Annotated in this window: 24 protein-coding genes; 17 read left to right on the top strand and 7 right to left on the bottom strand. The window is 75.1% G+C overall.

The genetic code is table 11. The features are described from left to right. Positions 1–73: 73 nt before the first annotated feature. A complete protein-coding gene (locus ACTMS0_RS14250) occupies positions 74–280 on the bottom strand; it encodes a hypothetical protein (protein ID WP_441155646.1) in 207 nt (68 codons plus the stop codon). Between the two features lie 321 nt (positions 281–601). Here ACTMS0_RS14250 and ACTMS0_RS14245 point away from each other — a divergent pair, with 321 nt between their 5' ends. Beyond that, entirely contained in the window at positions 602–1,429 is an 828-nt protein-coding gene (locus tag ACTMS0_RS14245; RefSeq protein ID WP_441155645.1) for a hypothetical protein, read from the top strand. An 8-nt stretch (positions 1,430–1,437) separates the two neighbouring features. On the opposite strand, the gene ACTMS0_RS14240 is transcribed toward ACTMS0_RS14245, so the two are convergent. The 5 genes from ACTMS0_RS14240 to ACTMS0_RS14220 form a co-directional block, all read right to left on the bottom strand. Continuing rightward, positions 1,438–2,643 (bottom strand): low temperature requirement protein A, encoded by a 1,206-nt coding sequence (locus ACTMS0_RS14240; protein ID WP_441155644.1) that lies wholly within the window; start codon positions 2,641–2,643, stop codon positions 1,438–1,440. 142 nt (positions 2,644–2,785) lie between these two features. Continuing rightward, complete coding sequence (locus ACTMS0_RS14235) at positions 2,786–3,667, bottom strand: helix-hairpin-helix domain-containing protein (RefSeq protein WP_441155643.1); 882 nt, start codon at positions 3,665–3,667, stop codon at positions 2,786–2,788. Positions 3,668–3,900: 233 nt separating this feature from the next. Beyond that, the gene (locus ACTMS0_RS14230) at positions 3,901–5,250 is read right to left on the bottom strand and encodes an FAD-dependent oxidoreductase (protein WP_441155642.1); all 1,350 of its coding nucleotides are present in this window, start codon (positions 5,248–5,250) and stop codon (positions 3,901–3,903) included. A 15-nt stretch (positions 5,251–5,265) separates the two neighbouring features. After that, positions 5,266–5,613, bottom strand: a complete 348-nt coding sequence (locus ACTMS0_RS14225) for a TcmI family type II polyketide cyclase (RefSeq protein ID WP_441155641.1) — start codon at positions 5,611–5,613, stop codon at positions 5,266–5,268. A gap of 117 nt (positions 5,614–5,730) precedes the next feature. Further along, positions 5,731–6,534, bottom strand: a complete 804-nt coding sequence (locus tag ACTMS0_RS14220; RefSeq protein ID WP_441155640.1) for an AfsR/SARP family transcriptional regulator — start codon at positions 6,532–6,534, stop codon at positions 5,731–5,733. A gap of 405 nt (positions 6,535–6,939) precedes the next feature. On the opposite strand from ACTMS0_RS14220, the gene ACTMS0_RS14215 reads away from it, so the two are divergent. The 10 genes from ACTMS0_RS14215 (at position 6,940) to ACTMS0_RS14170 (ending at position 17,304) form a co-directional block, all read left to right on the top strand. After that, entirely contained in the window at positions 6,940–7,272 is a 333-nt protein-coding gene (locus ACTMS0_RS14215) for a TcmI family type II polyketide cyclase (protein WP_441155639.1), read from the top strand. Beyond that, positions 7,269–8,981, top strand: coding sequence for an acetyl-CoA carboxylase carboxyltransferase subunit alpha (locus tag ACTMS0_RS14210; RefSeq protein ID WP_441155638.1), 1,713 nt, complete (start codon positions 7,269–7,271; stop codon positions 8,979–8,981). The genes ACTMS0_RS14215 and ACTMS0_RS14210 overlap by 4 nt, the downstream gene beginning before the upstream one ends. After that, the gene (gene accB, locus ACTMS0_RS14205) at positions 8,978–9,661 is read left to right on the top strand and encodes an acetyl-CoA carboxylase biotin carboxyl carrier protein (protein ID WP_441155637.1); all 684 of its coding nucleotides are present in this window, start codon (positions 8,978–8,980) and stop codon (positions 9,659–9,661) included. Before ACTMS0_RS14210 ends, accB begins: the two co-directional genes overlap by 4 nt. A gap of 13 nt (positions 9,662–9,674) precedes the next feature. Further along, a complete protein-coding gene (locus ACTMS0_RS14200) occupies positions 9,675–11,051 on the top strand; it encodes an acetyl-CoA carboxylase biotin carboxylase subunit (RefSeq protein WP_441155636.1) in 1,377 nt (458 codons plus the stop codon). Next, on the top strand, positions 11,048–11,764 hold the full coding sequence (locus tag ACTMS0_RS14195; protein ID WP_441155635.1) for an SRPBCC family protein: 717 nt from the start codon (positions 11,048–11,050) through the stop codon (positions 11,762–11,764). The genes ACTMS0_RS14200 and ACTMS0_RS14195 overlap by 4 nt, the downstream gene beginning before the upstream one ends. Beyond that, positions 11,757–12,161 (top strand): cupin domain-containing protein, encoded by a 405-nt coding sequence (locus ACTMS0_RS14190; protein WP_441155634.1) that lies wholly within the window; start codon positions 11,757–11,759, stop codon positions 12,159–12,161. Before ACTMS0_RS14195 ends, ACTMS0_RS14190 begins: the two co-directional genes overlap by 8 nt. Next, positions 12,158–13,429, top strand: a complete 1,272-nt coding sequence (locus tag ACTMS0_RS14185; RefSeq protein WP_441155633.1) for a beta-ketoacyl-[acyl-carrier-protein] synthase family protein — start codon at positions 12,158–12,160, stop codon at positions 13,427–13,429. The genes ACTMS0_RS14190 and ACTMS0_RS14185 overlap by 4 nt, the downstream gene beginning before the upstream one ends. 55 nt (positions 13,430–13,484) lie before the next feature. Then, positions 13,485–14,732 (top strand): beta-ketoacyl synthase N-terminal-like domain-containing protein, encoded by a 1,248-nt coding sequence (locus ACTMS0_RS14180; protein WP_441155632.1) that lies wholly within the window; start codon positions 13,485–13,487, stop codon positions 14,730–14,732. Then, the gene (locus ACTMS0_RS14175; protein WP_441155631.1) at positions 14,729–15,052 is read left to right on the top strand and encodes an antibiotic biosynthesis monooxygenase family protein; all 324 of its coding nucleotides are present in this window, start codon (positions 14,729–14,731) and stop codon (positions 15,050–15,052) included. The genes ACTMS0_RS14180 and ACTMS0_RS14175 overlap by 4 nt, the downstream gene beginning before the upstream one ends. Before the next feature lie 851 nt (positions 15,053–15,903). Further along, entirely contained in the window at positions 15,904–17,304 is a 1,401-nt protein-coding gene (locus ACTMS0_RS14170; RefSeq protein ID WP_441155630.1) for a class I adenylate-forming enzyme family protein, read from the top strand. On the opposite strand, the gene ACTMS0_RS14165 is transcribed toward ACTMS0_RS14170, so the two are convergent. After that, the gene (locus tag ACTMS0_RS14165) at positions 17,232–17,981 is read right to left on the bottom strand and encodes a 4'-phosphopantetheinyl transferase family protein (protein WP_441155629.1); all 750 of its coding nucleotides are present in this window, start codon (positions 17,979–17,981) and stop codon (positions 17,232–17,234) included. The two genes, ACTMS0_RS14170 and ACTMS0_RS14165, sit on opposite strands and share 73 nt — an antisense overlap. A 15-nt stretch (positions 17,982–17,996) precedes the next feature. On the opposite strand from ACTMS0_RS14165, the gene ACTMS0_RS14160 reads away from it, so the two are divergent. Genes ACTMS0_RS14160 through ACTMS0_RS14135 form a run of 6 tightly spaced genes read left to right on the top strand, consistent with a single transcriptional unit; the run spans position 17,997 to position 22,937 of the window. Next, complete coding sequence (locus ACTMS0_RS14160) at positions 17,997–18,263, top strand: acyl carrier protein (RefSeq protein WP_441155628.1); 267 nt, start codon at positions 17,997–17,999, stop codon at positions 18,261–18,263. Beyond that, the gene (locus ACTMS0_RS14155; protein ID WP_441155627.1) at positions 18,263–18,508 is read left to right on the top strand and encodes an acyl carrier protein; all 246 of its coding nucleotides are present in this window, start codon (positions 18,263–18,265) and stop codon (positions 18,506–18,508) included. The genes ACTMS0_RS14160 and ACTMS0_RS14155 overlap by 1 nt, the downstream gene beginning before the upstream one ends. Then, positions 18,501–19,580: a beta-ketoacyl synthase N-terminal-like domain-containing protein gene (locus tag ACTMS0_RS14150; RefSeq protein ID WP_441155626.1), complete on the top strand. Its 1,080-nt coding sequence runs from the start codon at positions 18,501–18,503 to the stop codon at positions 19,578–19,580. The genes ACTMS0_RS14155 and ACTMS0_RS14150 overlap by 8 nt, the downstream gene beginning before the upstream one ends. Continuing rightward, positions 19,577–20,089: a beta-ketoacyl synthase chain length factor gene (locus ACTMS0_RS14145; protein WP_441155625.1), complete on the top strand. Its 513-nt coding sequence runs from the start codon at positions 19,577–19,579 to the stop codon at positions 20,087–20,089. The genes ACTMS0_RS14150 and ACTMS0_RS14145 overlap by 4 nt, the downstream gene beginning before the upstream one ends. Continuing rightward, on the top strand, positions 20,086–21,702 hold the full coding sequence (locus tag ACTMS0_RS14140; protein WP_441155624.1) for a class I adenylate-forming enzyme family protein: 1,617 nt from the start codon (positions 20,086–20,088) through the stop codon (positions 21,700–21,702). The genes ACTMS0_RS14145 and ACTMS0_RS14140 overlap by 4 nt, the downstream gene beginning before the upstream one ends. Continuing rightward, on the top strand, positions 21,699–22,937 hold the full coding sequence (locus ACTMS0_RS14135; RefSeq protein WP_441155623.1) for a beta-ketoacyl-[acyl-carrier-protein] synthase family protein: 1,239 nt from the start codon (positions 21,699–21,701) through the stop codon (positions 22,935–22,937). Before ACTMS0_RS14140 ends, ACTMS0_RS14135 begins: the two co-directional genes overlap by 4 nt. Positions 22,938–22,949 lie beyond the last annotated feature (12 nt).

The following is a 22,949-nucleotide window of genomic DNA, read 5'->3' as shown; positions in this document are numbered from 1 at the left end:
GGTTCGCGCCGGGGACGGTCCGCCGTTCCCCGGCGCGAACCCGTGTTCGGCGCGCGCCCGAAGGCTCGGTGTCCTACTCGGACGGCTGGGGCAGCTCGCAGTCGACCTTCGGGTTGGCGCCGACGTAGTTCAGCGGCCCCGCAACGATGGTCACCAGGATGGTGCCGGCCTCGGCGCAGTTGGTGTCGTCACCCGAGAAGTAGCCCCGCTGACCGGCGGCGATCGCGCCGATGAGCAGCCAGATGACGACCAGGACTCCGAATATCGACGTACCACGCATCGCGGGCCTCCGAGGGATGTGGTGGATTTCGAGGTGGAGCCCATGTACCCAATCCGGTTACGCCGCTAACGGTGCCGCCGAACGGCCGACGCGGGTCAGCTGCCGGTGCCGTCGGCTCAGCCGGAGGTAGGGCGGCGGGTCACCCGGGGGTGCCGCCTGGGCGCCGATCGCTATCGGATCGACGACCGAGAGGTTCGTCCGGCACACCGATCGGCGTAGAACGTGCTTGGCGGTGTCTCGACGCCCCGGGCCGGCCGCGCCTCGCCGCAGCTCGCGCCCCGGCGTCGAGACTCCGCCGAAGGGCACGGCGCTGGAGGACTGATGGACGTCTGGACACCCCACCTGCACCTGGACCGCCCGGGGGACGTGGCCGCCGCGGCCCGGGCGGTGGCCGGTGGTGCGGTCGTCGCGGCCGCCTTCGGGAACTTCTACGCCCTGGTCACGCGCCCCGACGCGGTCACGGTCCGCCGGGCCAACCTCGTCAAGGGACGCCCGGCGGAGCAGGTCGGCAGCATCACCGCCCCCGCCGACGGCATCCCGGCCCTGTTCGACTGGTCGCGGTTGCCGTACCGCCTGCCGGTGGGCCGCGTCCGGCAGCTGATGGGCGCGCTGTGGGACGCGGGGCCGTTCGGCTTCCGGGGCCCGGCCGCCGACTGCCTGCCCGCGCACCTGACGCGTCACGACCGGGGAGTACGCACGGTGCAGGTGATCGCGCCGGGCGCCCGTTGCCCGTCGAACGCGTTCCTGCGACGGGCGGTCGCCGAGGCCGGTACCGATCACCTGCACATCACCTCGGCGAACCGCTCCCGGCACCGGGCGGGCGCGGGCGACGAGCCGGCGCACTGGAAGGCGACGGGCATCGCCGCCGACTTCGCGCACGCGGCCGACCTGGTGGTGCTCGCCCACCCGGACGAGGCGGCCGCGCGGGCCGCGTACCCCCGGCACCTGCCGACCTCGGTGACCGTGCTGTCGTTCCACGCACCCGAGGGCGACCCGGAGGAGCCGCCGGTGCTCATCGTCGACCGGCACGGCTCGCTGCACGTCGACGACGTGCGGCGGGCCGCCGCGCCGCTCGGGCTCCAGGTCCGGCTCGGCGCCACGGCGGGCCGCCGGCTGGGGGTACGGGGGTATGCCGCGGCGCTGGTGTGACGCGGGGGTCAGTGCGGCGGCGCGGGAGCCTCGGGCGGGCGCCCGTGACTGCGCCGGGCGTCGGCGATCGCCACTCCGGCGAGGACCAGCATGGCCGCCGTCGCGGCGAACAGCGCCGGCAGGAACAGCACCGCCGGCGCGACGGTGAGCAGGGCCAGCAGTCCGCCCGGGCGGGACAACGACACCCGGCTGAACACCTCGTACTCGAAGATCGAGCGGCCGAGCAGGAACAACGCCGGCCCGCCGAGGATGACGGCCGCCCAGGCCGGCGGCGTGCGGCCCTCGGGCGCGTGCAGGACGAGGTCGAAGCCGGCGGCGGTGGTCACCACCCCCGCGACCATGAGCAGGTGCGTGTACGGAGCGGTGAAGAGGAACTTGCTCGGCTCCCGCGCTGTGGCGATCGCCAGCGGGAGCAGTTCGCCGGACTTGTGCACGTAGATCCGCCAGAGCAGCAGCGTGGTGGCGAAGGCCACCGAGAAGGCGCCGATGTTCTCGGCCTCGTGCCGCTCCAGGCTGAACATGGTGCCGATGGTCAGGATCGCGTCGCCGAGCGCGATGATGAAGAACAGTTGGTAGCGCTCGGCGAGGTGCTCTGCGGTCACGTTGCGCTGGGCCTCGGGCACCACGCCGAGCCCGGGCACCGGATAGGCGAGCCGGAAGCCGAGGTAGTCGATGGCGAGCGCGAGGGTCCAGAGGGTCAGGCGCCCGTTACCGGAGACGAAGGCGCCCGCGATCCACGGCACCGCCGAGACGACGAACCAGATGAAGATGCGGGCGGCCCGCCTCTGGGTCTGCGGGTCGCGGCGGACGGCCGGCATGAGGAACAGGCCACGGCCGAGGTGGATGGCGACGTACGTGCCGGCGAAGACGAGACCGCGGGCGCCGAACGCCTCCGGGATGGCGGTGGTCATCAACAGCGTGCCGAACATCACCGCCGAGATCAGCAGTTTGATCTCGGAGCGTTCGGGGTCGTACATGTCGGTGACCAGGGTGGTGATGGCCCAGGTCCACCAGATGGCGGCCAGGATGACCAGCGCCTGGCCGGCCCCGTGCCAGTCGAGCTGCTCGACGAGGCCGCGCGAGATGAGGGCGAGCGCGACCACGTAGACGAGGTCGAAGAACAGTTCCAGCAGCGTCACCCGGCGGGGTGACTCGTTGTGCCGTGTCGGCGGGCCGCCCCGGCGCGGGGCCGGCTCCGACGAGGCGGACTGCACGGGCGGCTCCTGCGGTACCGGGATCGGCGCGGCCGGTGGGCCGCCCTCGTCCGACGGTAGCGAGAGCTGTGTCGGTTCATGCGGGGGATAGGCAGAATGCCCGGCGGTCCCGCTGGGCGGGACCGCCGGGCACCGGCGTCGGTCAGGCGTCCTCGCCGTCGCCGGTGGGGAGCACCTTCGCCGCCTCGGGCGCCCCCGCCAGGACCCGGGCCTGCTGCGGCCAGGTCGCGAGGCTCGGCGCGGCCCGCAGGCCGGCGGCGCGGATGGTCTCCCGCAGCGCCGCCTCGTCCAGCTCAGCGAGCTGCTGGTACGTCCGGATGCCGGCCGCGTTCAGGGCGGCGGCCATCTTCGGCCCGATGCCCTGGATACGCCGGAAGTCGTCGGCGGCCTCCGCGGCCGCCTTCGGCCGTACCGGCGGGGTGGCCACCGGACCGCGCGCCGCCGGCACGGCCGCCAGCTCGGGCGCGACCTCGGCCGGCTCGGGCGCGGCCTCGGGTTCGGCACCGGCCTCCACCGCGACCGCCGCGGGCTCGCCCGCCTCCGGGCGGGCCGGTTCGGCGTCGACCTCGGCCGCCGGGGCCGGGCGCGGGGCGACCACCGCGACGTCCGCCTCGTCGGCGGCGACCGGCAGGATCGGCGGGGTGTCGTCGGTGGCCGGTGCGGCGTGGTCGGGTGCCGGCACCGGGTCACCGGTCAGCGCCATGTCGGCGTGGTCGACCGGGTCGGCGGCAGCGGTGGCCACCGGAGCCGGCGCGGGCTCGTCGTCGGCGCGTCCGTCGGTCGCCACGTCCCGGGTGGAATCGGCGACCGCCGTGGTAGCGGCGTCGACGGTCGCGTCCGGACCTGCGGTGTCGGTGGTGGCGGCGGGGGCGGGCTCGTGCACGACGGCGGTCGTGGCGGTGGCCGGCTCACCGTCCACTGTGGGTGTGGCCGGCGCGCTGCCCCGCCGCCGGAGGATCGCCCACCCGGCGGCGACGCCCACCGCCAGAGCCACGACAACTATCAGCCAGTCCGACCACGCCACGGCAGACCTCCCTATCGGTTCGCGAGTTAGTCGAAGAAAACTCGCCGCAGCTTGCCACATGCCCTGGTCGGTACGACAGCACGGCTCGACGGCTGGCCCCGTAGGTGGGACGGGTTGCACTCGGGGTGCCCGTGACGCGACGGACCGTCGCCGGACGGGGGCTCCGGTACGCCGCCGGGCGCACGCGTGCGGACCCCGGTACAGGGACCGGGGTCCGCACGACGCCAGGGGCGCTAGTCCTCCTCCCCGCGGTAGGTGTAGAAGTCGTCGACGAACCGGCGGGCAAGCCGGGGTACGCGGCTGGTGACGCCGAAGTAGCCCCGGGCCCCGAGCAGCGCCAGCCGGCCGACGACCGGCTTGTACATGCGGTCGTCGCCGCTGGTGCCGCTGCGGTTCAGGGAGTCGGCCACCCGCGCGAACCCGTACGGCACCATGACCGCCTCGTAGTCGGCGACCGCCTGCACCAGCGTCTTCTCACCCGCCGCGGCGAGCCGCAGCTGCCGGCACAGCAGCGCGGCGTCCCGCAGGGCGGTGTTCGCGCCGACCCCACGACCGGGTGTCATGGTGTGGATGGCGTCGCCGAGCAGGGTGACGGTGCTGCTCTTCCACGGTGGCACCGGCTCGCTGGTGGCCACCTTGATCGGCAGGGCGCTGTCCGGGTCGGCGTGGGCCAGCAGTTGCCGCAGGTGCGGGTGCCAGTTCCTGGTGAGCTCCAGGGCGAGCCCGATCAGTTCCTCGCCGCGGCGGTGCATGACGTCGGGCGGGAACCGGCGGGCGGTGCTCCAGATCACGAGGTTGACGTTGTCCCGGGTGCTGTCGTGGGCCCGCCCGGGCCATCGTTCGAGCAGCGCCGCGTCGGCCGGGTCGAGGCCGGGCTTGAGCGCGCCGTCGCGGTCCCACGGGAATTCCATGACGTGCAGGACGCCCATCATGCCGCCGGTGCCGAAGATGAGGGTGATGCCCTTCTCGATGCGCTCGGGCAGCAGCGCCCGCACCTCGGCGGTCAGCGGGATCCGGGTGGCGATGTTGATGGTGCCCGCGTCCCGGGTGACGGCGTGCGGGAGGTACTGGCGGCGCACCGCCGAGTGGGTGCCGTCCGCCGCCACCAGCAGGTCGCCGTCGGCGCTGCTGCCGTCGGCGAAGTACGCGGTGACGCTGCCGTCGTCGCGTTGCTCGTACCGGGTGAGGGTCTTGTCGAAGTGCACCACGTCCTCCAGGCCGGTGAGCAGGACCTGGCGCAGTGTCATCCGGGCGACCGACCGTTCGGTGTTCACCGGGTCGGTGTCCGGCCGCAGCGGGAACGACGCGGTCTGCCGCATCCGTTGCGTGATGACGGTGAAGTAGCGGGGGGAGCGGGCGCAGGTCGCGAGGTAGGTGCGGAACAGCTCCGGCGGGAGGCACTCCCGAAGTGCCCGGCTGCCGGTGGGCCCGATGCCCACCCGGTAGCCGAGCAGGCCCTCGTCGCGGGTGCGGTACCGCTCGTGGACGGACACGCTGATCCCCGCGCGGCGCAACCCCTGCGCCAGGCACAGCCCGCCGGTGCCGGCCCCGACGACCAGGACGTGTGGTCCGCTGGCGGACACGACGCGAGTCCCGGTTCAGCCGGCCGCGTGGGGCGCGGCGGCCTCCGCGGCGTCCCAGCGGTAGAAGCAGCCGGCGATCGCGTCGCGGGGCGAGCGCCAGGTCGGCAGGTACGGGGTGGTGTGCGCGGAGAGCCGCTCGTTGACCTGCCGGTAGAGCGGGTGGTTGCGGGCGCCGGCGAGGGCGTCCGGGTCGACGTCCGCGGTCTCCATCAGGTGGATGCACAGGTCGTGCAGGCAGTACAGGGACCGGTGCGTCACCCCGGTGAGGCTCGGCAGCTCGGTGGCGTCGGATTCGGCGAAGATCTGCGCCACCCGGCCCTCTGCGCCCGGGATGATCCTGCTGACGATGAGTAGACGGCTCATGGGACTCCTTCCGCCGGTGGCGCCCGGGCCGGTGGGCCGGGGCCGTGTGGTGCGGTCCACGCTGCCTGCGCGGCTGTCACCTGCCCGTCACGTCGGCCGCCGGCCCGGTGACGCGGGTCAGCGGGCGCGGGGGGTCGCCCGCGCGGCCGCCGGCCGGCGTACCGGGGTGTCGCGGCTGGCCTGCCGGATGGGTCCGAGCGTCTCGTCGAGCAGGGCGGTCATCGCGGCGGACGGTTCCAGCCGCAGTTCCCGCCGCAGCAGGTCGCGGTAGACGTAGAAGGCGTGCACGGCTTCGAACGCATTGCCCTCGGCGAGGTGGATGCGGACCACCAGGCGGTGCGGTGTCTCCCGCAGCGGCTCGGCGGCCATCGCCTCCAGGGCCGCCTCCAGGGCCTCGCCGTGCCGGCCCGCGGCGAGGTAGTGGTCGGCCAGGCCCTCCAGCATGTGCAGGCGCAGCTGCCGCAGCCGTTCGCGTTCGGCCAGCACCCAGTCGTCGTACCAGCCGGGGAGCAGGTCGTGTCGGCCGGCGGCGAGCGCGGCGGCGGTGCACGGGTCGTCGCCGTCGCGGACCCGGGCGGCGGTGCCGACGAGCGCGTCGACGTCGACCCGGACCTCCGGGCCGAGCCGTACGGTGTCGCCGCTGGTGGCGAGCGGGCAGCAGGGGTCCTGCCGCAGCCGCCACAGGGCGGTGCGCAGCGAGGACAGGGCGCGCTCCTCGGGGGCGTCCGGCCACAGCAACCCGGCCAGGTGGCTGCGGGTCGCACCGGGGCGCAGGCCGACCAGCGCGAGGACGCGTTGCAGGCCGCGCGGCACCACCACCGGGGTGTCGCCGTGCAGGAGCCGGAACCCGCCCAGCAGGTAGAGGCGGATGGGGGCGTCCGCGCGATCGCCGGTGGTCGGCATGGACGGATCAGCGGCCACGGCGTACCCCCTGCGCAACGCTCGTCGGAGAGTCCTCGACTGGTGTCCCCGGCGCGGCTGCCCATACCCCGGTGTCGGGTCCCCTGTGCCGCGGCACGGCGTCGCGCGTCACGGCCGCCGGGCTGACCGTGACGAAGATTATCAATCCGATCACTCTGAGTCAATGTATCGACGGGGATGTCGACAGCCGCGAAACCCGCTCTGAACTGCTCATTTTCGCTTCCGTCCGGTGTGGCTCCACAGCGGATGCACAGCCAGCGTCAACGCACCGTCACCAAACTGCTGGGTTCGGCGTCGGACCGTGACGCGGTGGTGACGCCCGCGGGGCCAAGGTGTCGCCAGTCGTCCGGCTCGGTCGGCGTCCGGCGCCACCGGCGTCCGGCGCCGTGGGGGGAGGCCCAATCCATGGACCGTTCGTTGATCGTCGCGAAGGTCGACCCGACCGCCGAGGCGCGCGTCGCGGAGATCTTCGCCGATTCCGACGCGACCGAGCTGCCCCGCCTGGCGGGGGTCCGGCACCGGTCGCTGTACCGGCTGCACGACCTGTACGTGCACCTGCTGGAGACGGCGCTGCCGGGGGAGGGCGCGGTGGCGACGGTCCGGGGCCACCCGGAGTTCGCCCGGGTGAGCGACCGGCTGCGCCCGTACGTCTCGCCGTACCTGCCGACGTGGCGGGAACCGCGCGACGCGATGGCCCGCTGCTTCTACCGCTTCGACGCCCCCGGGGCGGGGTCGTGACCGCCACCGCGCCCCGCGACGAGCAGCTCTGGTCGCGCTGCGCCGGCTGCGCCAGCCTGCTCTACCGCAAGCGGCTGCGGCGCAACCTGGACGTCTGCCCCGACTGCGGCACGCACGCCCGGCTCGACGCGCCCGCACGGCTGGCGCAGCTGGTCGATCCCGCCTCGTTCACCGCCCTGCCGGACCACGCCGCCCAGGTGGACCCGATCGGGTTCGTCGACGTGCTGCCGTACCCCCGCCGCCTCACGGCCGCGCGGGCCGGTACCGGGCTGGCCGAGGCCGTCGTCTGCGGCACCGCCGCCATCGGCGGGCACCGCTGCGCCCTCGCGGTGATGGACTTCCGGTTCCTCGGCGGCAGCCTGGGCTGCGCGGTCGGGGAACTGATCACCCGGACCGCCGAACGGGCCCTCGCCGAGCGGGTCCCCCTGGTCCTGGTCACCGCCTCCGGCGGGGCGCGCATGCAGGAGGGCGTCCTGTCGCTGATGCAGATGGCCACCGTCAGCCAGGCCATCGCCGCGCTGCGGGAGGCCGGCGTGCCGAGCGTCAGCGTCGTCACCGACCCGACGTACGGCGGGGTGGCCGCCTCCTTCGCCACCAACACCGACATCGTCATCGCGGAGAGCGGCGCCCGGATGGGTTTCGCCGGCCCCCGGGTGATCCGCCAGGTCACCGGTCGGGACCTGCCCGACGGCTTCCAGACCGCCGAGTTCCTGCTGCGGCACGGCCAGGTGGACATGGTGATGCCCCGGCACGCCCTGCGCGGCCGGCTGGCGGCGCTGCTCGCCGCCGTCGGCGGCGGGCTGCGGGGGCCGCGTCGCGGCGTACCCCGGCAGGAGCGCCCGCCGGTCGAGGCGGGACCGGCCGGCGGGGCGGGCGTGGCCCGCGGCGGCGAGCGGGACGCCTGGGAGACGGTACGGCTGGCACGGCATCCGGACCGGCCGACCACGCTGGACTACCTGGAGTCGGCGTTCGACGGCTTCGTCGAGCTGCACGGCGACCGGCTGGGCGCGGACTGCCCGGCGATCGTCGGCGGGCTCGCCGAGCTCGGCGGCCGGCCGGTCATGGTGATCGGGCACCAGAAGGGCCACACGACCGCCGAGTTGATGGCCCGCAACTTCGGGATGGCCAGCCCGGCCGGGCACCGCAAGGCGCTGCGGCTGATGCGGCTCGCCGCCCGGTGGGGCCTGCCCGTGGTCACCCTCGTCGACACCCCGGGCGCCGACCCGGGGGTGGGCGCCGAGGAGCAGGGCCAGGCGGCGGCGATCGCGGAGAACATCCTCACCCTCACCACCCTCCCCACGCCCGTCGTCGCCGTCATCACCGGTGAGGGCGGCAGCGGCGGCGCCCTGGCCCTGGCGGTCGCCGACCGGGTGCTGATGCTGCAACACGCCGTCTATTCGGTGATCAGCCCCGAGGGATGTGCGGCGATCCTCTGGCCGGACCGGTCCGCCGCCCCCCAGGCGGCCCGGGCGTTGCGGCTGACCAGTGGGGACCTGCGCCGCCTCGGCGTGGTCGACGCCCTGGTGCCCGAGCCGGCCCCGGCCGCGCACGACGATCCGGCGGCGGCCGTGCGGGCGGTGCGGGAGGCGGTGCTGGCGCACCTGCTGCCGCTGCTCGACGTGCCCACCGCGACCCTGGTCCGCCGGCGCCGGCAGCGGTTCCGTCGCTTCGGCGCCGCCCGCCTCGGCGCCCGGGTGGGTGCCCGGTGACCGCCGGGACGGCGCCGGTCGGCGTACCGGCGGTGAACGGCGGCCCGGGCGACGGACCCGCCGGTGCCGGCCGACCCTCTGGCACCGGGGTCACGGCCGGCACCGGCGTCCCCTCCGGCGCCGTGGCTCCGGCCGGCACCGGCGTCGTGGCTCCGGCCCGCGTTCCAGGGGAGCTCGGCGCGGCGGGTGCGTCCTCGGCCGGCCCGGCGTCGGACGTCGCGCTGGCCGCGCTGCGCCGGCACGTGCGGGACCTCGTCGGGGACCTCGACGGGCCGGTACGGCGGATCCTGCTGCGCAGCGGCGACACGGTGCTGGAGGTGGAGTGGCAACACCCGGCGGAGAGCGCCCGGCCGCCGGCGCCGCCGGCCGTGCCGCCCGCACCGCTCCCGGCGTCGGCCGACGCGCCGCCGCCCGTCCCGGCCCCGGCCGTCGCGCCGGCCCGGCACGCGGTGCGCTCGCCCATCGTCGGCACCTTCTACCGGGCGGCGGAGCCCGGCGCGGCGCCGTTCGTCGCGGTCGGCGACCGGGTCCACCCGGGCCAGGTCGTCGGGATCGTCGAGGCGATGAAGCTCATGAACGAGGTGACCGCGGACCGGGCCGGGCGGGTGGCCGAGATCCTCGCCGACGACGGCCAGCCGGTCGAGTACGACCAGCCGCTGCTCGCGCTGGACCCGGCCTGAGGTGATGGGGGCCATGTTCGAGAAGGTGCTCATCGCCAACCGGGGCGAGATCGCCCTGCGGGTTCTGCGCGCGTGCCGCGAGCTGGGGATCCGGACCGCCGTCGTCTACTCCACGGCGGACGCCGACTCGGTCGCGGTGCGCCTCGCCGACGACGCCGTCCTCATCGGACCGGCGGCGAGCCGGCGCAGCTACCTCAACGCCGCCGCGATCGTCGAGGCCGCCCGCCTGGTCGGGGCGCAGGCCGTGCATCCCGGGTACGGGTTCCTCTCCGAGGACGCCGACTTCGCCGAGATCTGCGTCGACAACGGGCTGACGTTCATCGGCCCGCCCCCGCACGTGATGTCCGCGCTGGCCGACAAGTCGTCGGCGCGGGCGCTGATGCGCCGGGCCGGGCTGCCCCTGCCGCCGGGCAGCGTCGCGCCGGTGCCGACCGCTGCCGACGCCGCCCGGGTGGCCGCCGAGGTCGGCTACCCGGTGATCGTCAAGGCGGCCGCCGGCGGGGGCGGGCGCGGGATGACGGTCGTGCACACCCCGGCCGAGCTGCCCCGGGCGTACGCGCGGACCCGGGCCGCCGCGCAGGTCGCGTTCGGCGACGACCGGGTGTACGTCGAGCGCTACCTCACCGGCGCCCGCCACGTGGAGGTGCAGGTGCTGTGTGACGCCCACGGCAACGGGGTGCACCTGGGCACCCGGGACTGCTCGGTGCAGCGCCGCCACCAGAAGCTCGTCGAGGAGGCCCCGGCGCCGGCGTTGTCGGCCGGCACCCTGGACGCCATCGCCGACTGCGCCCTGCGCGGCGCGCTGGACGTCGGCTTCACCGGCGCCGGCACCCTGGAGTTCCTCGTCGACGCGGAGGAACACTTCCACTTCCTGGAGGTCAACTGCCGGATCCAGGTCGAGCACCCGGTCACCGAGATGATCACCGGCATCGACCTGGTGCACGAGCAGCTGCACGTCGCCGCCGGCGTCCCGCTGCGCTGGCGGCAGGAGGACATCCGCCCGCACGGCGTGGCGATCGAGTGCCGGGTCAACGTCGAGGACCCGGACCGCGACTTCGCGCCGACCCCCGGCCGGCTGGAGCGCTTCGTACCGCCAGGCGGGCCGTTCACCCGGGTCGACACCCACGGGCACCCCGGTTACCTGGTCGGGCCCCACTACGACTCGCTGCTGGCCAAGGTGGCCGTCTGGGCGCCCGACCGGGAACTCGCCCTGAACCGGCTGGAACGCGCGCTCGACGAGTTCGACATCGCCGGCCCCGGAATCCGCACCACCATCCCGTTCGTCCGCCGCGTGCTCGACGACGCCGGCTTCCGCAAGGGGCGCTACTGCACCGGCCTGGTCGACCAGCTGCTCGCCGTCCCGCCCGACGCACCGAGGAGGAACACATGACCGTCACCCACGGCCGCCCGCTGACCGCCGACATCACCGACATCCTGGTGACCCACTGCGGGCTCGACGCCGACGCCGCCGCACGCGCCCCGGCCGCCTCCCTCGAGGAGCTGGGCATGGACTCGCTCGCCCTGCTCGAACTGTCCGCCGTCGTGGCGGACCGCTGGCAGGTGCGGATCCCGGAACAGACCGGCCAGCTCAGCATCGCCGCCGTGGCCGAGCTGGTCGCACGGCGCGCCGAGCCGCCCGGGCACACCGAGAACAGCGTCCACATCGCCGCGCCGCTCCCGCTGGTCTGGGACGTCACCAACGACGTGGCCGGCTGGCCGCGGCTGTTCACCGAGTACGCGCTGGCCGAGATCCTGCACCGCGACGGGGACACCGTGCGCTTCCGCCTCACCATGCACCCCGACGAGAACGGCATCGCGTGGAGCTGGGTCAGCGAACGCACCGCCGACCCGGCCACCCGGGAGGTGTGGGCGCACCGGGTGGAGCCCGGCCCGTTCGAGTACATGCGGATCCACTGGCGCTACGCCGAGGAGGCCGGCGGCACCCGGATGACCTGGGTGCAGGACTTCGCGATGAAGGCCACCGCGCCGGTCGGCAACGCCGAGATGACCGACCGGATCAACGCCAACAGCGCCGTGCAGCTCGCGGTGATCAAGGAGAAGATCGAGCGGCTGGCCGCGGGGACGGGGGCCGGCGATGAGTGAGCAGACGAGGCGGCCGGTCGCCGCCGCCGACGTCGCCGCCGACACCCGTCGCGGTGGCGAACTGCGCGTGCTGCTCGGCCCCCGCACCGTCGGCAGCACCTCCGGGTTCATGGGCGTCGCCACGCTGCGGCCCGGCGAGCGCATCGCCGAGCACTACCACCCCTACAGCGAGGAGTTCCTGTACGTGGCGCGCGGCGCCATCACCGTCGACCTCGACGACGAACCGGTGGCGCTGGCCGCCGGCGAGGCGCTGTTCGTGCCGGTCGACGTCCGGCACCGGCTGCGCAACACCGGCACCGAGGACGCCGAGGTGGTCTTCCACCTGGGCCCCCTCGCGCCCCGCCCCGAACTCGGTCACGTCGACACCGAACTGGTCGCGCAACGGGGCGGGTCGTGACCGGGCGCCGCTCGGTGGTGACCGGTGTCGGGGTGGTCGCCCCCGGCGGCGCCAGCCGGGACCGGTTCTGGAAGGCGATCACCGAGGGGCGCACCGCGACCCGGCGAATCACGTTCTTCGACCCGTCGCCGTTCCGGTCCCAGATGGCCGCCGAGTGCGACTTCGACCCGGTGGCCGCCGGGCTCACCGAGACCGAGCGCCGCCGCGCCGACCGGTACGTGCAGTTCGCCCTCGCCTGCGCCGCCGAGGCCGTCGCCGACGCGGGACTCGACCTGACCGACGCGCAGCGCGACCGCGCCGGCGTCGTGCTCGGCACCGCTGTCGGCGGGACGATGGCGCTGGAACAGGAGTACGTCACGGTCAGCGACGGCGGGCGGCGCTGGCTGGTCGACGCGACGCGCGGCGGCCCGTACCTCTACCAGGCGCTGGTGCCGAGCAGCCTCGCCGCCGACGTGGCCTGCCGGTACGGCCTGCACGGCCCGGCCCAGGTGGTCTCCACCGGCTGCACGTCCGGCATCGATGCCATCGGGTACGCCCACCAGCTCATCGCTGACGGCGAGGCCGACCTGGTGCTCGCGGGAGCCGCCGACTCGCCCATCTCCCCGGTCACCGTCGCCTCCTTCGACGCGATCAAGGCGACCAGCCCGGACAACGATGACCCGGCCCACGCCTCCCGCCCGTTCGACGCCGACCGGCACGGCTTCGTGCTCGCCGAGGGGGCCGCGGTGCTGGTGCTGGAGGAGGCGGAACACGCCCGGCGGCGCGGCGCGCACGTCTACTGCGAGGTGGCCGGGTACGCCAGCCGCAGCAACGGCTACCACATGACCGGTCTGCGCCCGGACGGGCTGGAGATGGGGCTCGCCATCACCGCCGCCCTCAAGCAGGGCCGGATCCGCCCCGACGAGGTGTCGTACATCAGCGCGCACGGCTCCGGCACCCGGCAGAACGATCGGCACGAGACCGCCGCGTTCAAGCGGGCACTCGGCGAGGCCGCGTACCGGGTGCCGGTCAGTTCGATCAAGTCGATGGTCGGGCACTCGCTCGGCGCGATCGGCTCGATCGAGATGGCCGCCTGTGCCCTCGCGATCGAGTTCGGCGTGGTGCCGCCGACCGCGAACTGGACCACCCGCGATCCCGAGTGCGACCTGGACTACGTGCCCAACGAGGCCCGCGAGCTGCCGGTCGACGTGGCGCTGTCGGTGGGCAGCGGGTTCGGCGGCTTCCAGTCGGCCATGGTGTTCCGCCGGCTGCCGGCGGTGACGCCGTGAACGGCGCGCGTCGGCGCGGGCGCGCCGCCGGCCGGCGCGGCGGGGTGGTGCGGCGGTGACCGCGCGGGCGGTGGTGACCGGGATCGGGGTGGTCGCGCCCAGCGGCATCGGTGTCGAAGAGCACTGGCGGACCGTGCTGGCCGGCACCCGGCGCACCGGCCCGATCACGCTGTTCGACCCGACCGGCTACCCGACCCGGTACGGCGGGGAGGTGCCCGGTTTCGACGCCGCCGCGTACGCCGACAACCGCCGGCTCGTGCAGACCGACCGGTGGACCCACCTGGGGTTCGCCGCGACCCGGCTCGCCCTGGCCGACGCCGGGCTGCCCGAACGGGCCCCCGACCCGTACGGCTACGCCGTCACCCTGGCCAGCTCGTCGGGCGGGAACCTGTTCGGGCAGCGGGAACTGCAACGGCTGTGGGGCGGGCCGACGCGCACGGTCGGGGCGTACCAGTCGATCGCCTGGTTCTACGCGGCGAGCGTCGGCCAGCTCTCGATCCACCACCAGTTCAAGGGCCCGTGCGGGGTGCTGGTCGCCGAGACGGCGGGCGGGCTGGACAGCCTGGCGCACGCCGCCCGGGCGGTCCGCCGGGGCACCCCGGTGGTGATCGCCGGGGCGACCGAGTGCCCGCTGAGCCCGTACGCTCTCGCCTGTCAGCTGGCCTCCGGGATGCTGAGCGACGTCGCGGACCCGGAGGGGGCCTACCAGCCGTTCGACGCGGCGGCGAGCGGCTACCTGCCGGCCGAGGGCGGCGCGGTCTTCGTGGTGGAGGAGCTGGGGCACGCGCTGGCGCGCGGCGCCCGGGTGTACGGCGAGGTGACCGGCTGGGGCGCCACCCACGACGCCGTCCACACCGGACCGGACAGCGCCGGCGACCCGATGCAGTACGCCCGCGCGATGCGACTGGCCCTGGACCGGGCGGACGTCGGCGCCAACGACGTGGACGTGGTGCTGCCCGACGCGCTCGGCGTTCCCCGGTACGACCGCAGCGAGGCGACCGCGCTGCGTGCCGTCTTCGCCGACCGGCCGCCCCCGGTCACCACGGCCAAGCCGCTGACCGGGCGGGCCCACCAGGGCGGCGCGGCGCTGGACGTGGCGACCGCTCTGCTCGCCTTCGCCCACGACACGTTGCCGGCGTCGACCGGTCCGGACGAGGTGGCGCCGGGCTGCGAGCTGGACTTCCTGCGGGCGCGCCGGCGGCCCCGCAGCCGGGTCGCGCTCGTCTGCGCGCGCGGCTTCGACGGTTTCAACAGCGCGCTGGTCCTGCGCGGGGCCGCGCCGACGGAAGGAACGGCGGCATGAGCGAGCAGCGGGCGCGGGTGGTCTTCCTGGTACGGGTGCCGGAGGAGCGGACGGCGGCGTTCCTGGCCGCGTACGAGGCGGTGCGGCACCTGGTCGCCGGCGGGGTGCCGGGGCACCTGGTCGACCAGGTCTGCCGCTCGGCGACCGACCCGGAGCAGTGGTTGATCACCAGCGAGTGGGTGAGCCTCGCGGACTTCGAGGCGTGGGAACGCAGCCCGGAGCACCGGGACCTGGTGCGGCCGATGCGGGAGTGCTTCACCGACGCCCGCTCGCTGCGCTTCCACATCCACGCCCAGACTCCCACCCTGGCCCCCGCCTGACCCCCGCTTGATCCCTGGCGCCAGCCGGCCCGCCCGCCGGCCCGCCCGCCGGCCCGCCCGCCGGCCCGCCCGCCCGCAACGGCGTGCCGCCGCGGTGCCGATCCCGGGTGTCGGGGGAGAACCCTCACCAGGTAGCTGTCGAGCTGCCCCATCCATGAGACCAACGCCCAGTGGAACGCCATGGGTGTCGGCTGCCGGGATGACATCCATGGCGTTTCACCCGGCTCGGCGCCGGCTCAAGGACGGCTGGTCTCACGGGTGGGGCAGCTCGACAGCGTTGCGTCGCCTTTACCCGGCTTCGAGGGTCGGCTCAAGGATGGTTGGTCTCACGGGTGGGGCAGCTCGACAGCGTTGCGTCGCCTTTACCCGGCTTCGAGGGTCGGCTCAAGGATGGCTGGTCTCACGGGTGGGGCAGCTCGACAGGGTCGCATTGCCCTACCCGCCTTCGCGTCCGGGTCGGCATTCGCGGGCGTCGGAACGAGCCGTCCGCGCCCGGCGGTCGCACCCCGGGGACGCCGACGCCGGAACCGGCGTCCGCCCGTGCTGGCCGCCCGTCTGGGTGACGGGCACCACGGGTGGCCCGGCCACGGGATCCCGAAACCGCCATCGGCCGTCCGGGTGGCCGGGCGCGCCGTACGCACGAGGCGTCATCCGGCGGTTACCCTCTGCGGGCGCACCCGCCCGATCCTGCCCCGCGAAGCGGCTGTCGGCAATCCGGCCGGCCGCCCTTTCTGATCTAGCCATTTGCATCTAGCAATGGATCTGAGGCCTGCCGTAGGGTCTGCCGCAGCACCCCGACGATCGCTTCTTATGGGCAGAGATGCCCTATTTGTGCTGGGCGGTGAACGGCAGTGAGCGTGGACCCCTCGACCGACGATCCTAAGGCGACAGACCCCGAATGGGTCGACGACATTCTGTTCACCGGTCGGCCGACCGACGTTTGCCTCCGTCTGCCCGACCCGGTCGACCGGGGCGCGCTGCACCGGCTCGTCACCGAGGCGCAGACCCGCCTCGCCGATGCCGGGCTGCGCCCCGGCGGTGCCGCCGCACTGCGGATGCCGCCGTCGCTGGCGTACGTGGTGAACCTGCTCGCCACCTGGCGCAGCGGCGCGCAGGCGATCCTGCTCGACCACCGCCTCACCGACCACGAGGTCGGTCGCGCGCTGGAGCGGCTCACCCCGCAGGTGGTCGTGGCGCCGGTCCGCAGCGGCGGCGGGGCGCTGCGCGTCTTCGTCGACGTCACCGAGGGCGTCACCCCGTACGCCGACCGCCCGGCGGTCAGCGGCCACGCGGTGATCCAGCTCAGCTCCGGCTCCACCGGCCCGTCCAAGGTGATCGGCCGCACCGCCGCCGACCTGGTCGCCGAGGTGTACCGCTACACCCGCATCGACGGGGTGGCGCTGCCCGGCGAGCGGATCATCCTGCTCCCGTCGATGGTCCACGTGCTCGGCCTCGTCGGCGGCCTGCTCTACGGGCTGCACGCGGGCGTCGAGCTGGTCCCGCCGGAGCGGCTCAGCGGCGACGCAGTGCTCGCCGCGATCGCCGCCGGCGACACCCCGGCCACCGTGCTCGGCGTGCCGTTCCACATCGGACTGATCGCCTCCACCCGGCCGGACCGCCCACTGCCGCAGTTCAAGCGGATGACCACCGGCGGGGAGCTGGTGCCGGCGGCGGTCGCCCGCGCCTTCGCCGACCGGTTCGGCGTGCCGCTGGGCAACATGTACGGGATGACCGAGGTCGGTGTCATCGGCACCGACCTGTACGGGCGGCACCGGCCGTCGATCGCCCCGGCTCCCGGCATCGAGGTGCGCGCGGTGGCCGGCGAGCTGTGGGTGAGCTGCCCCGCCTCCCCCTACGTCGGGCTCACCGACCCCACCCGGTGGTCCGACGGGTGGCTGCACACCCGCGACGCCGGCACCGTCGATGCGGACACCGGGCTGGTCACCGTGCGGGGCCGGCTCGACTCCCAGGTCTCCGTCGGTGGCATGAAGGTCGACCTGACCGAGGTCGAGGCCACCGTCGCCGAGCTGCCCGGGGTGGCCGCCGCCGTGGTGGTCTGGGACGACGGCATCACCGCGTACGTGCAACCGGACGGGCCGCTGTCGGAGGAGGTCCTGGACAAGCTGCTCGCCGAGCGGCTGGCCGGCTACAAGCGCCCCCATACCCTGCGCCTGCTCGATCAGCTGCCGCGCACCACCACCGGCAAGCTGGTCCGGTCGACCGATGCGCTGCGGACGGCGGCGACGTCGTGACCGGCCCGCTGCACCGCCTCGAGGACCTCTCGGTCCCGCCCGACCGTGGCCTCGACGACGATCTCCACCGGGCCCGACAGGTCGGCGACCGCGACCGCCAGCACGAGGCCCGTGCCCGTGCACGGATGACCGACCCGGACCGTCCGGCTTCCCGGCACCGGTCGCAGCAGTGGTCCCTCGCCGTCGGGCGCGGGCATGCGCCGACGCAGACCACCGTCGCGCAGGCCGACGCCGAGCGCCTTGCCGACGGCCTCCTTCGCGGTCCACAACCGCAGGAAGTCCCGGTCGCGGCCGGACGGAGGCCGGCCGGCGAGCCAGGCCGCCTCGGCCGGGTCGTACCAGCGGCGGGCGAGGTCCAACGCGGGCAGCGGCCGGCACCGTTCGACGTCCACGCCGACCGGCCCACCGGACCGTACGGCGACCGCCACGACCCCGCCGCTGCGGCTCAAGCTGGCCGGCAGCTCGACCGGTCCGGAGTCCACATCGGACGATGCGCCGAGGCGGACCAGCGGGATCCCGCCGGGCCGGTGACCGACCACGAACTCCGCCTCGGGGCGGTCCAGCAGCGCGGCGGCGGCCCGCCGCAGCAGCCGCCTGGCCGGGGCCGGCCGACCGCCGCAGTCCCCGCCGACCCACACGCACACGGTGTCCCGACCGGGCACCGGTAACTGGCTCACGGAAAGAGGTTAACCATGAGAGCCGAGGTCCGCGCCTTCGTCGTCGAGCAGCTCGCCGACATGAACTACGACGTGGAGGACATCGACGACGACACCACGCTCGGCCCGTCCGGGGTCGACCTGGAGTCCCTCGCCCTCGCCGACCTGGCCGTCCGGGTCGAGGACCGGTACGGGCTGAAGTTCGCCGACGACGAGTCCGAGAAGCTGGCCCTGATGACCGTGGGCGAGTTCACCACGATGGTCGCCGACCGGGTCGCCGGGGCGACGAGCGACCACTCCTGATGGCCGGTCAGCCCGACCTGGGGCGAGCTGACCTGGTGACCATGCTCGCCGACCTCACCGGCCGACCGACCACCGACGTGCCCGAGCGCATCGGCTCGATGGAGCTGGCCTGGCTCGTGCACCTGGTCGAGCAGCGCTACGACCGGCGGCTCGACCTCACCGACGACCAGCTCGCCGGGATCCGTACCGTCGACGACGCCCTGGCGGTCTTCCGGACCTCCCTGACCGTCGCCGCCGATGGCTGAGCGGGCCGGCGTCCAACTCACCGGTGTGTACGCGACCAGCGCCCTCGGCAGGGGGGCCGAGGCGCAGATCGCCGGGGTGCTCGCGGGGATCCCCGCGTTCCGACCGGTCCGCCGGTTCGACACCGGGCCGTGCCGGGTCGACGCCGCCGCCACGCTGCCGGAGGTCGGCGACCTCGCCGACGAACTGGCCGAGGCGGTGGAGGCGGCGTGTGGGGCGGCCGGACTCGACGCCGGACGGCGCGCGGGGGCGGCCCTGCTGCTGGCGGTGCACGGCGGGGCAGCGGTGCCGGCGCTGGGGGCCGACCTCGCCGCCGCCACCGGCTTCCGGGGCGTGCGGACGTACACCACCGCCTGCGTGTCGGCGACCAGCGCGGTCGCCGACGCGGCGGCGCTGATCCGGCGCGGCGACGTCGACCGGGCCGTGGTCGCCGCGGGCTACCTGGTCGAGCCCGACCAGTACGCGCTCTTCGACACCGGCCGGGCCCTCGCCACCGACGCGGCGGTCCGCCCGTTCAGCGCCGGGCGCACCGGGCTGCTGCTCGGCGACGGCGTCGCGGCGGTCGTGCTGGAGCGTGCCGACGTCGCCCGGCGGCCGGTGGCGGACCTGCTCGGCTGGGGCCGCGCCGGGGACGCCTTCCACCCGTGCCGGCCGGAGCCGACCGGGCGCGGCCTGGCCCGCGCGGTGGCCGCCGCGCTGCGCCGGGCAGCGCTGACGCCGGAGGCGATCGGGTACGTCAACGCCAACGCCACCGGCACCGGGTACAGCGACGCCGCCGAGGCGGCGGCGCTGCGGACCGCCCTCGGGCCGGCGGCGGCGCGCACCCCGGTCAGCTCCACGAAGGCGCTGCACGGGCACGCCCTGGAGGCGTCCGGCCTGCTGGAACTGGTGGTGACCGTGCTGGCGCTGCGGCACGGCAAGCTGCCGGTCAACGCCGGCTGGCTCGGCCCCGACCCCGACTGCCCGCTGGACGTCATCCGGGACGCGCCCCGTCCGGCCGCCACCCCGTACGCGCTCACCCTCAACGCCGCCTTCGGCGGCGCCAACACGGCTCTGCTGGTGGGTGCCGCATGACCGGGACGCGAACGCCGGGTGTGCACGCCGAGGCGGCCTGGCCGGAGCCCGGGGACGGCGCGCCGCCACCGCTGCCCGGGTTCGTCCACTCGACGTTCAACCCGCTGGTCGCGGCCGTCGCGGACCGGTGCCTCACCCGGGCGTACGGGCGGGCGCCGGCACCGGACGGCGAGCGGACCGCGGTGGTGCTGGTCAGCGCGACCGGTGACGAGGCGAGCGCGGCGCACGTCCGAGCCACGGTGGCCGGCGGCGGCCGGCCGGGGCCGCTGTTCTTCTTCCAGTCGGTGCCGAACAGCGTGGCCGGTCACGTGGCCGCCCGCTGGGGGCTGGGCGGACCGGTGGTCTGCCTCGCGCCGGCCGGCGACCCGCGCGCCGCCGCGTTCGCCGAGGCCGACCTGCTGCTGCACGACGGCGACGCCGACGCGGCGTTGCTGGTCCTGATCGAGAAGGCACCGGACGGCGGTGCGGAGTCAGCCGTCGCGGTGCTACTGGGGGGAGACCGACCATGAGGACGAGGGGACTGCGCGGCGTGCTCGCCGCCGACGACCGGCTCGGCGCCGGCAACGTGCTGGCCCGGGTGCTGGCGCACGGCGCCGACCCGGACGGGCCCGGCCTGACGTTCGACACCGCCGTCGACGGGCACCCCGCCGAGACGCCACTGACGCTGGGGCAGCTCGACGAGCGGGTCGCGGCCCGCGCCGCCTGGCTGCGCGAACGCGGGATCGCGCCCCGCGACCCGGTGCCGGTCTGGGCCACCGCCGCCGCCGACATGGTGCTGAGTTACCTCGCGCTCACCCGGCTCGGCGCGATCCCGGCGCTGATGAACGGCAAGCTGCGCCCGCAGATCGCCGCCGAGTACATCCGCCGGCTGCGCGGCGTCGCGGTGCTCGCCGACGACGCGCACGCCGCGCTGCTCGCCGGGCATGACCTCGGCGTGCCGGTTCTCGGTACGCCGGCCGAGGCCGGCACCGGCGACCCGACCGCCGCCCCCGCCCACCACCGGCACCACCCGGACGATCCGGTCGTCATCACCCACACCTCCGGCACGACCGGCGTGCCGAAGGCGGTGCTGCACTCGCACGCCAGCCTGTTCGCCGCGACGCGGCACCTGCTGTCCATGCCGCAGGCGCAGGGCACCAGCCGGATCCTCAACGCGCTGCCCGCCCCGCACACCGCCACCGTGCTGATGGTCAACCAGGCCCTCGGCAACCGGGCGGAGATGTTCCTCCTGTCCGACCAGGACGGTGAGCGGGTGCTCGACGCGATCCAGCGCTGGCGCCCGGACGGCGTGTTCGGCTTCTCCGTCACCTGGGCGGAGCTGGCCCGTTTCGACCTGTCCGCGTACGACCTGGACTCGGTGCGGCTGTGGTTCAACACCGGCGACTCCTCGCACGAGCCGCACATCCGCCGCCTGGTGGCGGTCGGCTCCCGGGACGTGGTGACCCGCGACGGTGTCACCCGGGTGCCCGGGTCGGTGTTCATCGACGGCCTCGGCTCGTCCGAGATGGGGCACTCGATGTTCCACGTCACCCACACCCGTGACACGAACCGGTACGGCCGGTGCATCGGCCGCCCGTACCGGTTCACGAAGGTCGCGGTGCTGGACGCCGACGGCGACCCGGTGCCCACCGGCGAGGTGGGCTGGCTGGGCATCGACTCACCGTCGCTGTTCCGGGGCTACTGGAACGACTCGGTCACCACGTACCGGTTCCGGCAGCGCGGCTGGTACCTGACGGGCGACCTGGTGTACGCCGACGCCGACGGCCGCTACTACCACCTGGACCGGGCGGTGGACTCGGTCGACGCCGGGAACGGGAAGCGCTTCTACACGGCGCTGTCCGAGGAGCGGATCCTCGCGGCCTGCCCCGACGTCACCGACTGCACCGTGGTCATCCTGAAGGAGGGCGACCGGGTCGTCACCGACGTGCTGCTGGAACTGGCGGCCGGCGCGGACGAGACCGAGGATCGCACCGGCGCGGTGCGGGCCGCGCTCGGCGCCGACGTCGGCGCGACCCTGCGCCGCGTGGTGCCGGTCCGCTCCGACGACATCCCGGTCACCGTCACCGGCAAGGTGCGCAAGGTCGCCCTGCGGGAGCGCTACCTGAGCGAGGCGGCCTCATGACGGCAGTCATCACCGGGATGGGCCTGTTCACCCCGGCGGGCCGCGGCGTCGAGGCCACCTTCGAGGCGCTGTGCGCCGGCCGCTCCGGCCTCACCCGACCGCCGGAGGGTCACCCGGCGGCGGGCTCGCTGGAGGTCGCCGGGGTGCTGCCGGAGATCGACCCGCGGACGGTCTCGTCCGGTCCGGACACGAAGGTGCTCGACCGGATCGTGGTGCTGGCCCTGCTCACCGCCGCCGACGCGCTCGCCGACGCCGGCATCGAGGTGGGCCGGGACGTCGCCCCGGAGCGGATGGCGGTGATCGTCGGCGGGGTCGGTGGGATGGCCACCCTGGAGGCCCAGGTGCTCAGCCGGGCCGCCCGGGGCCGGGCCGCCGTCAACCCGTACCTGCTGACCGGGATCCTGCCGAACATGCCGTCGGCGCGGATCGCGATCCGGTACGGCATCCGCGGATACAGCTCGTCCGTCGGGACCGCCTGCGCCTCGGGCGCCCAGGCCGTCGCCGACGGGGTGCGGCTGATCCGGGCGGGCGAGGCCGACGTCGTGCTCTGCGGGGCCAGCGAGGCGCCGCTGTTCCCGACGTTCGCCGACACCTTCGGCAACGCCCGGGCGCTGGCCCGGGGCTGGGACGACCCGGCGGCGGCGAGCCGCCCGTTCGACACCCGCCGCAACGGCTTCGTGCTCGCCGAGGGGGCGGCACTGCTGGTGCTGGAGAGCGCCGAGCATGCCGCCGCGCGTGGCGTCAGCGGGTACGCCGAGGTCGCCGGCTACGGCGTGACGACCGACGCCTACCATCCGACCGCACCGCGGCCGGATGGCGCCGGCGCGGCGGAGTGCATGCGGCGGGCCCTCTCCGGCGGCGGGGTGCCGGCGGCGCAGGTCGGCTACGTCAACGCGCACGGCACCGGCACCAAGCTGGGCGACGTCGCCGAGACCACCGCGCTCACCGAGGTCTTCGGCGACCACGGCGTGCCGGTCAGCTCCACCAAGGCGCTCACCGGTCACCTGCTCGGCGCCTCCGGCGTGCTGGAGGCGGCGGCCACCGCGCTGGCGCTCGGGCGGGGCCTGCTGCCGCCCACCTGGAACCTCGACGACCCGGACCCGGCCTGTCCGGCCGACCACATCCGCAAGGAGCCCCGGGCGACCGAGACCGGGTACGCGCTCACCAACTCCTTCGGCTTCGGCGGCCAGAACGTGAGCCTCCTGCTCGCGCGGGCCGCCCGGCCGAGGAGATGACGGCACACGATC

This window comes from Micromonospora sp. H33, from assembly GCF_052068455.1.
Lineage (GTDB): Bacteria > Actinomycetota > Actinomycetes > Mycobacteriales > Micromonosporaceae > Micromonospora.
The sequence above is the reverse complement of the archived record's forward strand: the minus strand, read 5'-3'. Positions and strand labels throughout refer to the sequence as shown.